We start from the raw sequence: 14133 nt of genomic DNA, 5'->3' as shown, positions 1-14133 counted from the left end.
CTGTTTCCACCAAGGGAAAATAAATCTAGATCAATCCTATGCCACGATCACCACTTATGCGGTGACGGTGGTTCCGATTCGCTCGCCGCGGATGGCACGGGTCACGTTTCCATCGCCTTCCATGCCGAAAACAAGCATGCCCAAATTGTTGTCCTGGCACATGGTCATGGCGGTCTGGTCCATCACGCGGATGTTTTTCACCAGCGCGTCGGAGTAGGTCAGGGTGTCCAGCTTGGTGGCGGTAGGGTCGGTTTTCGGATCGGCGGTGTACACGCCGTCCACACCCGACTTGGCCATCAGCACCTCGTCGGCGTCGACTTCCAGGGCACGCTGCGCGGCGACGGTATCGGTGGAGAAGTACGGCAGGCCGGCCCCGGCGCCGAAGATCACCACGCGGTCCTTTTCCATGTGGCGGATGGCGCGGCGCGGAATGTAGTTTTCTGCAACCTGGGCCATCGCGATGGCCGACTGGACACGGGTTTCAACACCGCACTGCTCCAGGAAGTCCTGCAGGGCCAGGCAGTTCATCACGGTGCCGAGCATACCCATGTAGTCTGCGCGGGAGCGGTCCATGCCCGAGGCCGACAGCTCGGCGCCGCGGAAGAAGTTGCCGCCGCCCACGACGATCGCTACCTCCACCTCGCCTACGGTCGCTGCGATCTGCTCGGCGATGCCGCGCACGGTTTTCGGGTCGACGCCCACCTTGCCGCCACCAAAAACTTCTCCTGAAAGCTTGAGCAGTACGCGGCGACGTTTGGTTTCTGGGCTGGTTGACATGGGGTCTAACTCCTGCAGTTGGTAAATCTGTGGTGAGGGGATCATCCCGAATCCCAAACTACCTGTGATTCGGGCTCGAGAAAAGGGAGGCGAGTCACCGAGTTTATGCTCGGTGCCCACCTCCCTTTTCTCTAGTGCGGCGCGCTAGCGACCGCGAACACGTTGTGTGTTTTTTGCCTTGGGCTCTAAAAGCTTAGGCGCCAACGCGGAAACGAGCGAAGGCCACAGCCTTGGTGCCGGCCTCGTCGAGAACCGAACCAACGGACTTCTTGGCATCCTTGGCGAAAGCCTGGTCAACCAGGACAAGCTCCTTGAAGAAGCCAGTCAGGCGGCCTTCAACGATCTTGGTCAGGGCGGCCTCTGGCTTGCCCTCGGCGCGAGCGGTTTCGTCAGCGATGCGGCGCTCGTCGGCAACCTTGTCTGCTGGAACCTCGTCGCGGGTCAGGTAGGTCGGTGCCAGTGCAGCGGTGTGGACTGCAACGTCGTGGGCTACAGCGGCTGCAGCTTCCGAGTCGGAGTCAACGGCCAGCAGCACGCCAACCTGAGCCGGCAGGTCCTTGCTGGTCTTGTGCAGGTACGCGGCGACGTGTGCACCCTCGATGCGTGCAACGCGGCGGACAACGATCTTCTCGCCGAGGATTGCGCCCTCTTCGATCACGGTGTCGCCAATGGTCTTGCCGTCCAGCTCGAAAGCCAGCAGTGCTTCTGCATCTGCAGCGCCGGAAGCCACAGCGGCATCCAGGACCTTGGCAGCCAGAGCGATGAACTTCTCGTTCTTTGCGACGAAGTCGGTCTCGCAGTTGATCTCGACCATGACGCCGACGTTGCCCTCGACCTTGGCGGCAACCAGGCCCTCAGCGGTCGAACGGCCTTCGCGCTTGGTAGCGCCCTTCAGGCCCTTGACGCGGATGATCTCGATGGCCTTCTCGGCGTCGCCGTTGGCCTCGTCCAGAGCCTTCTTAACGTCCATCATGCCGGCGCCGGTGCGCTCGCGCAGTGCCTTGATATCAGCAGCGGTGTAGTTTGCCACGTGCAATCCCATTCAGCTAGGAGTTTTCAAGTTAGTTTGCCCGTGGGACGGGTCGGAAACCCAACCCGTCCCACGAGAGTGTGGAGTTTCCCTTCGCACACTAGTGCCCGAAGGGAAACTCCGAGAGTCAGAAAAGTGACTACTTGGCTTCTGGAGCCTCGGTTGCAGCCTCAACGGCTTCAGCCTTGGCCTTCTCGCCCTCGAGCAGCTCGCGCTCCCACTCAGCCAGTGGCTCAGCGGCACCCTCGGTCTTGCCTGCAGCCTTGTTGTTCTTGGCAATCAGGCCCTCTGCCACTGCGTCGGCAACAACGCGGGTCAGCAGGTTGACGGAGCGGATGGCGTCGTCGTTACCCGGGATCGGGTAGGTGACTTCGTCAGGATCGCAGTTGGTGTCCAAGATGGCGACAACAGGGATGCCCAGCTTCTGAGCCTCGTCGATTGCCAGGTGTTCCTTCTTGGTGTCAACGATCCAGATAGCCGACGGGGTGCGGGTCAGGTTGCGGATACCACCGAGGTTGTTCTGCAGCTTGGTCAGCTCGCGCTTGAGCAGCAGCAGTTCCTTCTTGGTGTGGCCCGAACCGGCGACGTCCTCGAAGTTGATCTCTTCCAGTTCCTTCATGCGCTGAACACGCTTGGAGACGGTCTGGAAGTTGGTCAGCATACCGCCGAGCCAGCGCTGGTTCACGTATGGCTGGCCAACGCGGTTAGCCTGCTCGGCAATCGATTCCTGAGCCTGCTTCTTGGTACCGACGAACAGTACCGAGCCACCGTGTGCAACGGTCTGCTTCACGAATTCGTAGGCGCGGTCGATGAACGACAGCGACTGCTGCAGGTCGATGATGTAGATGCCGTTGCGCTCGGTCAAAATGAAGCGCTTCATCTTTGGGTTCCAGCGACGGGTCTGGTGGCCGAAGTGGACGCCGCTGTTCAGCAGCTCTCGCATGGTTACGACTGGCATGTCGCAACTCCTTTCAGCAGTAGCGGTCCGGGCGCACAAGCGCCCGCGGTAACTGCCCTAGTTGTTTGGGTTGTTGCAGATGTACATTGTGAACATCGGCCCTGGCATGAACTCCGGAATGCTTGGCATTCCGCACGCCGTCCACCGATTCTCTCGGACCACTGGAACGGTCGGCACACCCGAATTATGGGTATGGACTTCATACGCGAAGTCAATTCCCCGCCCGGCACATCCGATTTTGGACACACCTATGACAGAAAACTGCACTTTTCAGTGTACTACACCCACCGGGTCCGCTTCTGCGCAAGACAAGGTGATCTAGCGCCCACTGGGATACCCACAATCAGCGGTGAATCCGGCGCTGGTCGGCACCGGGCATCGCAGGGTGGTTCCATGAAACCACTTCGAGTTTTCGCACTGATCCAACTGCTGATTTTCGGCATCATGCTGACTGCCGCGGGCACACCTCGCAGCACGGCTGCACAAGCTCCCTTGCCGACAACCGCCGCCCGGCCGGGATGGCAATGGCCGCTGGCCGGCGAGCCCGCAATTCTGATCCCGTTCGACAAGCCCGAACAGAAATGGCTCGCCGGGCACCGCGGTGTGGACCTGCAGGCATCGGAGGGAGCCAGCGTGCTGGCACCTCAACGGGGAAAGGTCGCGTTCCGTTCCACGGTGGTGGACCGACCCGTGCTCGTGATCGACCACGGTTCTGGTTTCGTTTCCAGCCTGGAACCGGTCAGCAGCGAGCTCGCGGTCGGCACCTGGATCGAAGCGGGAGACAACGTCGGAGCCGTGGCCACCGGAGCGCATTGCTCGAAGCGTTGCCTGCACTGGGGTGTCCGATTCGATGGCAAATACATTGATCCGGCTCTGCTCATCAGGGATCTGCGGCCATCGATTCTGTTGCCTTTGTATTAGGCTTGCGCCGATTCAACACGGCTGCAGGCACTTCGATGACGCGTTGAAACCGAAAATCGCCCGGCGATCTGCTTGCGCAGGTCACCGGGCGACCCGAGATGTAGGGAGTGACGAACTTGAACCGATGACCAAGGGATTATGAGCTGCCAACATCCAATTCCGACCGTTTCCCTCTCCAAATTTTTCCGCGTGATTCCAACGATTCCAGCTATCAGAGCGCTCAACATTTCCGAGTGATTCCGGGAAAATTATGGTCCAAATTATGGTACAAATCTTTGCGCTGCCCCCTGTTCGGATTCCTCTACGGCATCGGCATCCAGGCAACGAATGTTCTTTGGCGTAAATCCCCTAATCGTTTCTGTGCTTGAAATAGAAGCGCTTCTTCATGGATATTCGAAAAGGCCCCACCCTCGTATGAGGGTGGGGCAGTTTTCTGTCTGGCGGGAATCCACCAATCCTGAATTCCCAACTAGTCGCCTATGTGGGAACTTGGCTTATCCTTCGAGTACGAATCCGGGGACTTGGCCAGACCGTGCAGCCATCCGAGCTTCGGTCTGATGTACGTATCGAACAGGCGCCCCAACACGTAGTATAGGGCGGTCAGTGCTGCGGTGAGCGGAACGGTGAGCAGCTTCTCAAACTCTGGTTCCAGTGGAACGTTGATCGCCACAACCAGCGACAGAACACCGCCGACACTCAGGAGGACGATGGTGTGGACGATGGAACACCTAGAGGGCTGCAGCAGTTTCGAACATGATTACCATGCACCTACTTCCTTGAGGTTGTTGATGTACATCTTGGTGAGGTAGCCGTGCGGGTTGTTCCAGCCGTTGCGGCCCGAGGTGTATCCGGACCAGTTCGTCGAGAAACTATGAATAGATGTATTGGTTCCTGACAGTCTTTGCCGCCGTGCCGTCGAGCGTGCTCCGCTGGCTTGAGTCGCTTAGAAAGGTCACTGCACGCTCAAATTCCCCCGATATCCCTAGCTTGGCGGGTACTCCTAAGATGTAGATGTGAACATTTTGTGGTGTAAGAGGCGGCTAGAAGCGGCTAAAAAAGTAGTCGAGAACATTGAGCGCGCGGACCGAGCGGGTAGCCATCGACTAGTCATGCAGCTTAGCGCCCAGTTGGAGGGTCTCTTAGTTCCAGTGAAAGCAATCGCCGGAGAGCTAGACGTAGTAGAGCAGTGGCCGTCGGCGACATCATACACAGCGTGGTCTCGGGTGATAGAGCGGATCGCGGGCCAACTTAAATGGGGCGAGGAGATCGAGCTGAATCTACAACCAAATGCACCGAGATTGTCTGCTAATCATTTGCACCCCTGGGTGTGGGACGGGGCTCGATCGCTGTGGGATAGTGGGCATTTTGCCGACGCAGTCCTGGGCGCAGCGAAACTCGTCAACGCTCGCCTGCAGAACAAGGTAGGCCGGCGTGACATCAGCGATTCCCGATTGTGCGCTGAGGCATTCTCGCTGACCGATGCCAAACCGCAGGGCGCGCGACTTCGTTTCCCTGGTGACCGCGGCACTGAAAGCTGGAAGGCGCGACAGCAGGGAGCCCTCGAATTATCTAAGGGAGCATTTACGGCGATACGTAACCCTCTGGCCCACACCGACAACTCGGATATGGACGAGCAGCAAGCGCTTGAGCTTCTGGCCGTTTTTTCCGTCGTCGCCCGTTGGATAGACGAGTGCGAGGTGCAACGAGCCTCCCAAGATGGCTGAATTTGCCGCCAGCTCTCCGCTTACACGGTCGCATGGGCCGTTGGGAATACGCAACGTGGAACCCGACAATTGAGCTTGCGCTGAAAAGGCTTTTGGCTAAATCTGAATTGGCGATCATTTTAGAAGGCGAGAACGCCCTACGTCAGCGCATGCTTCTATGGTGTCGGGGCCCGCGTTGACGAACAAGTCGCACTGCGAAACCCTATCCGTTGGCACCACGGACCCGGGCTCGGAGCTGACCTTCCAGGAGCGCAGGGCGAAAGCCAGCGAAGGTGCCGGCGCCGAGCCGCCGACCGAGGTGTTCTTCCGCATCGCCGACCACGAGGATCTCGGCATCTTCGAGTTCCAGCCTGGCTCGTGGAGCGTGGCCCAGGACCTCGCCCGCGACAACGCCGAAAACGAGTTGGCCAATTGTTTCGGCGCCTCCGAGTCTGGCAAGGTGAAGGCCAACCTCAAGCTGGAGAAGATCGAGTTCCCCGCGAAGAACGGCCCGCTCTCCGGCCAGCTGGTGCGCTATCTGCAGCCGAGTCTTCAGCTGTCCGACGGGTGCTAGTTATGGTTGATGCCTAGGTGAACGTGGCGCGTGTATTTAGTCATTCGGGTCGTACTTATTGTAAACGACGATCATGCGATCTTGCTCGGACTCTACCCATGCCTCGGATAGTTTAGTCTCACTGACCGGTTCAGTGAATTGTGGATCGATATCTTTGCGGTCGGTCATTTTCTCTCCATTTGTAGGGATAGCGACGCTAAGATGAGGCAAAATAGTTTAGGAGGGTGGCTTGCCCACTGACCCCATCATGGCGCTAGTTTACGTGGCTTTACTGCTCCCGGGGGTGCTTTTCTTGCATCAACGAGAAAAGAACTCGCCCAGAACCCGCCGGTCGGCATTTAGGGAAACTGCAACCATCGTTCTTGCGAGCGCGAGCACCCACCTAATTCTACTGGCGATTTCCATAGTCTTGGCGATGATCCTGGGCTCGTTTGTCCCGCCTGTTCTCGACTTTGTACGTGGCGCACTTACAATGCCCGAAGAAGTATTTAAGAAGTGGCCGATTGAATCGGTCTGGGTGCTCTTTTACCTATTCACAGGCTCATGCTTACTGGCTACATACGCAGGAACCAACAAAGTATGGGACGGTGTGGTATCGATTGGCGGTAGCGGAAGAATTGAACGGCGGGAGTCGGCATGGAGTCGGCTCTTAGCGGAGCCCGACGCAACAGATGTCTACGTAACCGTGGTTCTACAGAGTGGCACGGTTGTCAAAGGCAGGTATCGTGGTCATAACCCCGACGTGGACGAGCCAGATTCTCGCGAGCTAATGTTGCAGCGACCTATTTATCTACGCGGCGCTGAAAGCGGACAGTTCGAAGAGTCGAACGAAGAATTTGCATTGTTCAAGTCTGCAGAGATTGATTATATTACAGTGCGCCATGTACGTCAGTAAGCTTCGATAAGTCTGCTTTGCAGGTCTATTTTCGAGTTATGAGAACGAGATATGCAATGGTGCTTAGCCCCGTTTAATTCATTCCGTTGGCTGCGTATTCATACTCGCTCAACATTATTCAGATCCACCACGACCTTGGACGCCGAATAGCCTCAGCCAACCACGCGCTGTACCGCTACCCGAAGGTCAGTGACGCTTGGCGCAGTTCCACGTGCATGTCATCAGGGCGCGACCATCTACCACCCCAGCGGGCGGCATGTGACACGTCCTTCATGATCTGTCGAATCTTCGCCTGATCCGCAGCACTGAAGGTGTTCTTCTTGCCGAGCGGGTGAAGTGGCGCGTTGAAATCCACGGCGGTGCCAGTGGCATGCTCGGAGATAACCGATGCGCCGCGCACTGAACGGTTCGTGTATCCCCATGACCAGTCCTTTCGGATGGTTTTGACTTCGGCGTTCCAGCGTTTGGCGATGTAGTCAAAGACTACCCAGTGGTCACCGCCTCGAACCTTGCCTGTGACCCATGGGAAATTGACGAGATTCTGATTTGAGCCGGACGAATACACGTCCCAGCCGTTGCGATAAATAGTCATGTGAATAGTCCTTTCGCGTGGTGTTTTCGGTATAATTTGTATATGGGTATTTGTGAGATTGAAGGTTGCGAAAAACCGCGTAGAAAACGGGGCTGGTGTGAGATGCACTACTCTCGCTTCAGATTCCACGGAACACCGAACGCGTCAGGGAAAGCAGACGCTGGAAAGCTCTGCCTAGTTCCTGACTGCGATATGCAACCTGTGGCCAAGGGGCAATGCAAGACCCACTACTACGCCAATCGGAATCGGCGAATGCTGATCGCCAAAGGAGAAGCGTTAGCTTTCGGCCCGCAAACCTATTCAATTGACCAGAGTAAATCGAACGCTTGGCGTCCAGATCTTCGTAAGCCATGCGCTGTAGAAGGATGCCCATCCAACGCAAAGGTTCGCGGTTTGTGCGGTGCGCATTATCAGCGCTTGCGCAGATTTGGTGACGCCGAGTTCTCTCCACCGGAGGCTAATAAGAGTTGCTCGATAAGTGGGTGTGACCGAGTAACCAATGCTCGTGGTTTATGTGATCCGCACTACTACCGACTAAGAACATTTGGCGACCCAGAGGCCACTCCGATCCGGTCCAAGCCGAAACTTCAGCCGCAACCCCCGCGAGCATGTGCCACGTGTGGCGAAATGTTCGATCCTGGAAACTCCGCAGTTAGAAAATACTGTGGCAGAAATTGCCGTCCAACAAGAACCAGCATGGGGGTTCAGAAACGACGAACTGTTGAAGCTCTTGGAAGGGCCAATGGTTGGGTATGCCATCTCTGTAAAGAACCCGTAGACAGAACCTTGTATTGGCCTAATCGGTTTGCCGGATCGGTAGATCATGTCGTCCCGGTGTTTCATGGCGGAAAGGACGACTTTTCAAATCTGGCGTTGGCTCACTTAACTTGTAACACTGCCCGAGGACGGAAGTTGCTGCTCTAGAGGCGAATTAGCGCCATGATTTGCTCATAGGTATGACGATGCCCCGCCGCAAACCGTGACAGGGCATAAAGAAATGACCAGCAATTGCTAGTCCTTGTGTGATTTAGGTTTGTCAGGCGGTTTCGGCCATGACCCGATAGCGTCCAACGGCGCTCCGTGCTCAATGGCGATACGGCGAGCATGTGAGCAGTGCTCGGAGATCAGGCGGCGGTAGGTTGCTTCGTATTCCCTCCACGCCTCGGCAAGATCTATGCGTTGAGCAAGCGTCAGATTCTCTTGCTGTTCCTCCGATTCCCGCCCGGACCGCCACTTACCGAATTCCCGAACCCCGACCGTGAGGAAACCTGAGCCTCCGACAGCTACAGCAATAACGGGCCAAATCTGAGACCAGTCCATAAAGGCCTCCTAATTGCCGGGTTCATATGAGTCCGTTTGATCCGCCAATACCTGTTCACGAAGTGGAGCAGGCCGATGAGCTCGAAAACGAGTTGTGGGATGCGGTTGCCCGTCTCAGTGATGTGCAGTGAAACGAGGATGCCCGCGTACATCGTGATTGCCGCGCCCCTCCTGCGTCATGGTCATTCCGCTGTGAGCCCTCTCCGCGATGGCAATAGCCGCACCAGCACGAATAGCAAGATCCTCGCGACGAGCCTCTGAAACTTCGTCAAATTCCTGGCCTTCCCGCGCAACGCGACGGGTGAACTCGGCGAGCGCCTGAGGGTTCATTTGCTGGTTACTCACGTTGCTCGTGCCTTCCGAGTTCGGACGATCTGGTCGCCGTTGAATTCGTTTTCTAGTCCGCTGTCTCGGTAGATTACTTCGCGTAGCCGGACTGGGGCGTCGAGCCGGTTTGCGAAGCTGAGCGTGTATCGGAGATTTTCCGATACGACGGAGCGCCGGTTCGGGCTCATGTGGTCGTACTTGCCACTCATGCGGCAGCGCCCGTTCGATTCCTAGTTGAGCACTCATCACTCGTCAGCTTGGGCGGAATTTCATGCTCCGAAGGGATGAACAACTCCTCCCAGTCAACGAATAGGCGCGCGGCAATGAGCAGCGCAAGATCCTCGGTGAGGGTCTTCATCTTGCCGGTCTCCAGCTGGTAAATCGTGGCCTGCGAGCGGCGAACAAGGCCAGCCAGATCACGCTGGCTGAATCGCTGATTTATCCGCTTGCGCCTCAGTGCAGCGGGATCGATAACACGCATCCAGCTCTCCTTTCGAACGAGATTGAGATGACGACGCGTTCCACGCATAACCAGTATTCCTTCCACTTTTCATTCTGACAAGTTAACTATCATTCACTAATCACCAAGTTGTCAATTCGAAAAGTGGATTTACCCGCGAAAGTATTGGGATGATGAACTTGTTACTTTTCACCTGCGACGTTCAGGGAATTGAGCAAGCGAAAGTTCATCTAGGAAAGTCGTGGTTGTGAACGATACAGATTCCCTCAAGGGCCTCATAGAGATGGCGGTCGAGCGACACCAAACGTCTGCCCGACAACTGGCCTTCAAGGCTCAAGAGGCTGGTCTCAAAATCACCTACACGACTTTGAACCAAATTCGGAGCAACACGTACAAGTCTGTTCCAGGCGAACAAACCCTTCGTGCGATCGCTTGGCTTGCCGGCGTCGAAGATTCTGTGGCGTTCACAGCAGCGGGACAACCAGTCCCGGGCCCGCCACTCGCAGACGAACTCCCACCAGGCGCAGACAACCTCTCGCCTAAATCGCGGAAAGCAGTCGTAGAGATGGTTCGGGTCCTCGTCGACCTCGAAACAGGTAGCAATGCGCAACGCACTCCAGACTCTAACGACGCCCCAACACAGCTGCGAGCTGTGGCGCCCACGCGTGACTCTGGCCCTGGACAGAAGATCGAGTTTCCAGACTCACCCGAAGAAGCAATTGAGAAACTTCGACTAAAGAAGGCGCATGCCGCGAAAGGCTCGGAAAGTTTCGGGATCACCGAGATCCACGGAGCCGAGGCGGCTAAGTACCCCGCCCCGCCGATAGAACAGTTGGCAGCGCATCCCAAGGTGAAGACCAGGCGCGAGCAGCTCGACGAACAAACCGGCGGGGACGAGACTAATTCGAGGGACGATCACTAGTGGCATTCCGCGGACTTCCTGGGCTAGCTGTATCCGAACTCGTGGCTAGCGATTTAGGTTCAAAAGACTTACAGCAAGGCATTGCGCGAGTCTTCGTGAAATCAGACGAAGATTCAGAACACCCAGTCGTTCTCCACGAATACCTAGCCGCAAGACTCGCGCACTCCATGGGCATCCCTGTCCCCTTCGGCGAGCTTGCTGCCGTCCAGCACAATGCCCGCGCCTGGGCAACCGCGATAGTTGGCATCGATGGCGAAGTATCCGCGCCACCGAACCCACAAGAGGCTGCAGTAGTGGAGCCTCACATATACTCAGGTATAGCTGCTTTTGACGTGTGGCTGCTCAACATCGACCGTACAGACGCAAATCTGATTTGGACGCCCGATGTGGGGTTGTGGGCAATCGATCATGAGCAGTGTTTCAACGGAGTGGACCCCCGACATCCGAATGCTTTGCGGGGAGTTGAAAACTCAACTCATCGATCGCAGGTCTACCGAGAAGTCGCTCCATCAGCAGAACTCATGGGCTGGTGGACAGGCCTCATATTCAGCCAGGGAAAACGGTGGGTAGAAGCAGCTTGCGATGCCGCGTACCAACGTAAACTGGCCAGCAAAGCGCATATCGATCAGTACCGTCGTTTCCTGCACCACAGAACCTTAAATATAGTGTTTCTGTCGGCACACACATATAACCTTGAGGTCTCAGATCTCTTTGGCCAGAATATCCCAGGTTCCCGCGCGGACTGACTCGACCACTCACAGAAGGAGGATCTCATGCACGCAGACTGGTACCTCGTCCAAATTACCGCTGATTTGCGGAGACATGAACCTCGCAACATTGGCGTCGTTCTGAATGTGGGCGAACAGTGGATTCTGCGATTTCGCGGTGTGGACCGCAGCGGTAAAATCAACGGCCGTCTTTTACGCGGTATCGGCGTATCTAAATCGACCTATCAGTCCTGGATAGAGTACTTTGCACGTAAAGCACATACCGGCCGATGGAGCGAGGCACTATCGATACCAGAGAAGCGACCGTCGAACTTTAGCGCCATCCACGGCGGAACAATCATGGAAGTGGCCGGCGAACCTCGCTTTCTCGCCGATAGACTTTTCAGCGAAATGGTGACACTTCCCGAGAAGCCAATCCAAGCTCCTTTAGATCTCGCGAGGCATGTCCTTGCTGAGGCTCAAATCGAGGTTCACGAGCGAATTCTGCTACCCGGACGCTGGGACCTCGATACTCCCGAGGTACCGATTCCTTTTGATTTTGGACTAGGCGAAGACCACCGCGTAACCCTCGAAGCACTAAGCCCAAATCCATTAGCGATATCTCACCTTCGAACTCGAATCGATGCCGTGGAGCGCGTCGGAAAAGCTCCTAGAATCATAGCCATGCTTCCGCTCAACAGAGCCGATAGGGACCTCCTGGATGACCTACTGCGACCAGTCGAACAGCATGCTGGCATACTCGACCTAGACGCGTCAAACGCCGCAAATGAACTGCAGGCAATGGTGTCCTAACTACTAAAAAGCAACATTGCAAGTCCCCTCTTGCATTAGGCACACACCATCATTCGAATATACATTCGAATCATGCAGAATGTTTGGGGCATGTTGTGCACGCTTGCCCAAGTAATAATCATTTGGAATCGACCCCACCCTGAACTGGTGGCGACCACCGACGGCCGCCGCATCTGGGTTGACCCAGCACTCACGACGGCCGAGCGGCGGTGCTTCCTCGCCCACGAGGCCTTCCACATCAAGCACGGCCACAGCGGCTGTCAGTCGCCGTCCGTCGAGCGTCAGATCTGCTTGGAGACCGCTCGTTTCCTAGTGAGCTTCGAAGACCTGCAGCGAGTGGCCGGGTGGTCGCGTAGCCCCTGGGTGATGGCCGATGAACTCGGTGTCACCGAGCAGGTCGTCATTGATCGCCTGCAGACCTTGGACGGCGATCAGATCCAGCAGCTCTGGCCAGCCTCAGAGCACATCGCCTAATCCTGTTTTCCACAACTCGCCAGTAACCCCGTTAGCGGGGTCTATTCGGCGCGCCTATTTTCCCCAAGGAGGGAATCATGACGACTTCAGAACCCCGGGCCAAGCGGGGCAACCAGGAAGGCTCCGAACCGAGGCTGCGAGCCGACGGCCGGTGGCAAGCCAACTACGTCGCTGGCTACAAGCCCAGCGGCCACGCCATCCTCAAATCGGCCTATGGCAAGACCAAAGCGGAATACACACGCAAGCTCCGTGAAGCGCTGCGCGAAGTCCACGCTGGCCAATCGTCTGTAGGGCTCAAGCCTCGACTGATCGAATGGCTCGACTACTGGCTCGCCAACATCGCCCCAGCCACCGCCAAGAGCCCCCAGACGCGCAAGGGCTACAGTAACAAGATCAACAGCCACATCCGGCCCCACCGGCTGGCCGGCAAACGCCTGGACAAGCTCACGCCCTCCGACTTCGAGGTGATCTACGCGGCGATGCGCGAAGCCGGGCTATCCGAAACCAGCCTCCTCGGGCTCCACGCCATCCTCCGGCGAGCGCTGAATATGGCGGTGAAGCGCGGAGTCCTCGGGAAGAACCCGATATTGCTCTTGGATGCGCCGTCGCCAGAGCCGTTTGAGCCGCAGGTGTATTCGACCGAGGAGGTGCGGCGGATGATCGCGGCGACCAAGAACCAGGATGATGAGGCACGGTGGCTGCTGAATCTGATGCTGGGTCCACGCCAAGGCGAAGCGCTGGGGCTTACCTGGTCGGATATTGACTTCGAGAACGGGAAGATCCGCATCGAACGCGAGCTGTTCGTGCTGCCGTGGGAGCACGGATGCAACCCGGATGATCCGCTGGCGCCGAAGTGCGGGCGGAAGTTCGGCCGGCAATGTCCGATGCGGAGGGGCGGCGGACACTTCACAGGCGCACCTAAGGGCGCCGCAGGTGTTCGAAGCGTAACTATGCCCGGTCCACTGCGTCAGGCGCTCCTGAGGCATGCTGAGGCCCGGAAAGCGATACGCGCGTACGAACCGCGGACGGTGTGGAAGGACCAGGAGGGGTGGAGCGGGATCTGGTGTTCTGTCGGCCGGGCGGGATGCCTCTGTATTCGAAGGCGGACTAGACGGCATGGCGGGAGCTGCTCGCCGAAGCGAAGGTACCTGCAAGGCGCATCCACGACGGCCGCCACGACCATGCTCCTGCTCGGTGTCCCACAGCGCGTGGTGTTGGAGATCCTCGGCTGGTCGCAGATTTCCATGCTGCAGCGCTACCAGCATGTACTCGACGAGATGCACCAGGACGTCGCAGACAAATTGGCCGCGCACTGGGCCGAGCCCGAACCAGAACCAAAGCCGCATCCGGACAACGTAATTTCGCTTCAGGACCGCTTCCGGAACCGCGGGAACTACGGTGCTTGAAAAATAAACTGTGGTAAGAATGTGGTTCAAACACCCAATCGGCCTTAAACCAAGAATCGCCCGGCGATCTGTTTACACAGGTCAACGGGCGAATTGCTTGGTAGGGAGTATGGGACTTGAACCCATGACCAAGGGATTATGAGTCCCCTGCTCTAACCAACTGAGCTAACTCCCCATCCGTGAACTTTCCTGGCGTTTCAGGCGAAGCACACTCGAAATATTCTAGGGCATCAACAGCCTAAACACCGATTCGG

18 protein-coding genes and 1 tRNA gene are annotated in these 14133 nt (G+C 57.1%); 10 read left to right on the top strand and 9 right to left on the bottom strand.

Translation table 11 applies throughout. The features are described from left to right. Positions 1-54 precede the first annotated feature (54 nt). The 3 genes from pyrH to rpsB form a co-directional block, all read right to left on the bottom strand. Entirely contained in the window at positions 55-777 is a 723-nt protein-coding gene (gene pyrH, locus ACIOWL_RS06690) for a UMP kinase (protein ID WP_400382917.1), read from the bottom strand. Between the two features lie 193 nt (positions 778-970). Continuing rightward, complete coding sequence (tsf, locus tag ACIOWL_RS06685) at positions 971-1807, bottom strand: translation elongation factor Ts (protein ID WP_400382916.1); 837 nt, start codon at positions 1805-1807, stop codon at positions 971-973. Positions 1808-1946: 139 nt separating this feature from the next. Continuing rightward, the gene (rpsB, locus tag ACIOWL_RS06680; RefSeq protein WP_400382914.1) at positions 1947-2765 is read right to left on the bottom strand and encodes a 30S ribosomal protein S2; all 819 of its coding nucleotides are present in this window, start codon (positions 2763-2765) and stop codon (positions 1947-1949) included. Between the two features lie 393 nt (positions 2766-3158). Between rpsB and ACIOWL_RS06675 the strand changes: the two genes are divergently transcribed. Next, positions 3159-3686, top strand: a complete 528-nt coding sequence (locus ACIOWL_RS06675) for a M23 family metallopeptidase (protein WP_400382912.1) — start codon at positions 3159-3161, stop codon at positions 3684-3686. 469 nt (positions 3687-4155) lie between these two features. On the opposite strand, the gene ACIOWL_RS06670 is transcribed toward ACIOWL_RS06675, so the two are convergent. Further along, a complete protein-coding gene (locus ACIOWL_RS06670; protein WP_400382910.1) occupies positions 4156-4356 on the bottom strand; it encodes a hypothetical protein in 201 nt (66 codons plus the stop codon). 439 nt (positions 4357-4795) lie between these two features. On the opposite strand from ACIOWL_RS06670, the gene ACIOWL_RS06665 reads away from it, so the two are divergent. From ACIOWL_RS06665 to ACIOWL_RS06655, 3 genes are all read left to right on the top strand, one after another. After that, on the top strand, positions 4796-5410 hold the full coding sequence (locus ACIOWL_RS06665; protein ID WP_400382909.1) for a TIGR02391 family protein: 615 nt from the start codon (positions 4796-4798) through the stop codon (positions 5408-5410). Between the two features lie 157 nt (positions 5411-5567). After that, positions 5568-5963, top strand: a complete 396-nt coding sequence (locus ACIOWL_RS06660) for a hypothetical protein (RefSeq protein ID WP_400382907.1) — start codon at positions 5568-5570, stop codon at positions 5961-5963. 229 nt (positions 5964-6192) lie between these two features. Next, entirely contained in the window at positions 6193-6858 is a 666-nt protein-coding gene (locus tag ACIOWL_RS06655; RefSeq protein WP_400382905.1) for a DUF6338 family protein, read from the top strand. A 175-nt stretch (positions 6859-7033) separates the two neighbouring features. Here the strand turns inward: ACIOWL_RS06655 and ACIOWL_RS06650 are convergent, their stop codons facing one another. Further along, positions 7034-7450, bottom strand: coding sequence for a M15 family metallopeptidase (locus tag ACIOWL_RS06650; RefSeq protein ID WP_400382903.1), 417 nt, complete (start codon positions 7448-7450; stop codon positions 7034-7036). Between the two features lie 42 nt (positions 7451-7492). On the opposite strand from ACIOWL_RS06650, the gene ACIOWL_RS06645 reads away from it, so the two are divergent. Further along, the gene (locus ACIOWL_RS06645; RefSeq protein WP_400382901.1) at positions 7493-8374 is read left to right on the top strand and encodes an HNH endonuclease signature motif containing protein; all 882 of its coding nucleotides are present in this window, start codon (positions 7493-7495) and stop codon (positions 8372-8374) included. An 87-nt stretch (positions 8375-8461) separates the two neighbouring features. Here the strand turns inward: ACIOWL_RS06645 and ACIOWL_RS06640 are convergent, their stop codons facing one another. The 3 genes from ACIOWL_RS06640 to ACIOWL_RS06630 all read right to left on the bottom strand — a co-directional run bounded on the left by ACIOWL_RS06640 (position 8462) and on the right by ACIOWL_RS06630 (position 9578). After that, positions 8462-8770, bottom strand: a complete 309-nt coding sequence (locus ACIOWL_RS06640; protein ID WP_400382899.1) for a hypothetical protein — start codon at positions 8768-8770, stop codon at positions 8462-8464. A gap of 114 nt (positions 8771-8884) precedes the next feature. Further along, positions 8885-9115, bottom strand: a complete 231-nt coding sequence (locus ACIOWL_RS06635) for a hypothetical protein (RefSeq protein ID WP_400382898.1) — start codon at positions 9113-9115, stop codon at positions 8885-8887. A gap of 187 nt (positions 9116-9302) precedes the next feature. After that, complete coding sequence (locus ACIOWL_RS06630; RefSeq protein WP_400382897.1) at positions 9303-9578, bottom strand: helix-turn-helix transcriptional regulator; 276 nt, start codon at positions 9576-9578, stop codon at positions 9303-9305. Between the two features lie 226 nt (positions 9579-9804). Between ACIOWL_RS06630 and ACIOWL_RS06625 the strand changes: the two genes are divergently transcribed. From ACIOWL_RS06625 to ACIOWL_RS06605, 5 genes are all read left to right on the top strand, one after another. After that, positions 9805-10479: a hypothetical protein gene (locus ACIOWL_RS06625; RefSeq protein WP_400382895.1), complete on the top strand. Its 675-nt coding sequence runs from the start codon at positions 9805-9807 to the stop codon at positions 10477-10479. Next, positions 10479-11225: a HipA family kinase gene (locus ACIOWL_RS06620; RefSeq protein WP_400382893.1), complete on the top strand. Its 747-nt coding sequence runs from the start codon at positions 10479-10481 to the stop codon at positions 11223-11225. The genes ACIOWL_RS06625 and ACIOWL_RS06620 overlap by 1 nt, the downstream gene beginning before the upstream one ends. Positions 11226-11252: 27 nt before the next feature. Further along, positions 11253-11999, top strand: a complete 747-nt coding sequence (locus ACIOWL_RS06615; protein WP_400382892.1) for a hypothetical protein — start codon at positions 11253-11255, stop codon at positions 11997-11999. 72 nt (positions 12000-12071) lie between these two features. Beyond that, entirely contained in the window at positions 12072-12473 is a 402-nt protein-coding gene (locus ACIOWL_RS06610; RefSeq protein ID WP_400382890.1) for an ImmA/IrrE family metallo-endopeptidase, read from the top strand. Between the two features lie 77 nt (positions 12474-12550). Next, positions 12551-13879 carry a tyrosine-type recombinase/integrase gene (locus ACIOWL_RS06605; protein ID WP_400382888.1) on the top strand — a complete coding sequence of 443 codons (1329 nt, stop codon included), beginning with the start codon at positions 12551-12553 and terminating at the stop codon, positions 13877-13879. 98 nt (positions 13880-13977) lie between these two features. On the opposite strand, the gene ACIOWL_RS06600 is transcribed toward ACIOWL_RS06605, so the two are convergent. After that, a tRNA-Ile gene (locus ACIOWL_RS06600) sits at positions 13978-14054 on the bottom strand. Positions 14055-14133 lie beyond the last annotated feature (79 nt).

It is taken from the genome of Glutamicibacter sp. NPDC087344 (assembly GCF_044744225.1).
In the GTDB taxonomy this organism is placed as follows: domain Bacteria; phylum Actinomycetota; class Actinomycetes; order Actinomycetales; family Micrococcaceae; genus Glutamicibacter.
The sequence above is the reverse complement of the archived record's forward strand: the minus strand, read 5'-3'. Positions and strand labels throughout refer to the sequence as shown.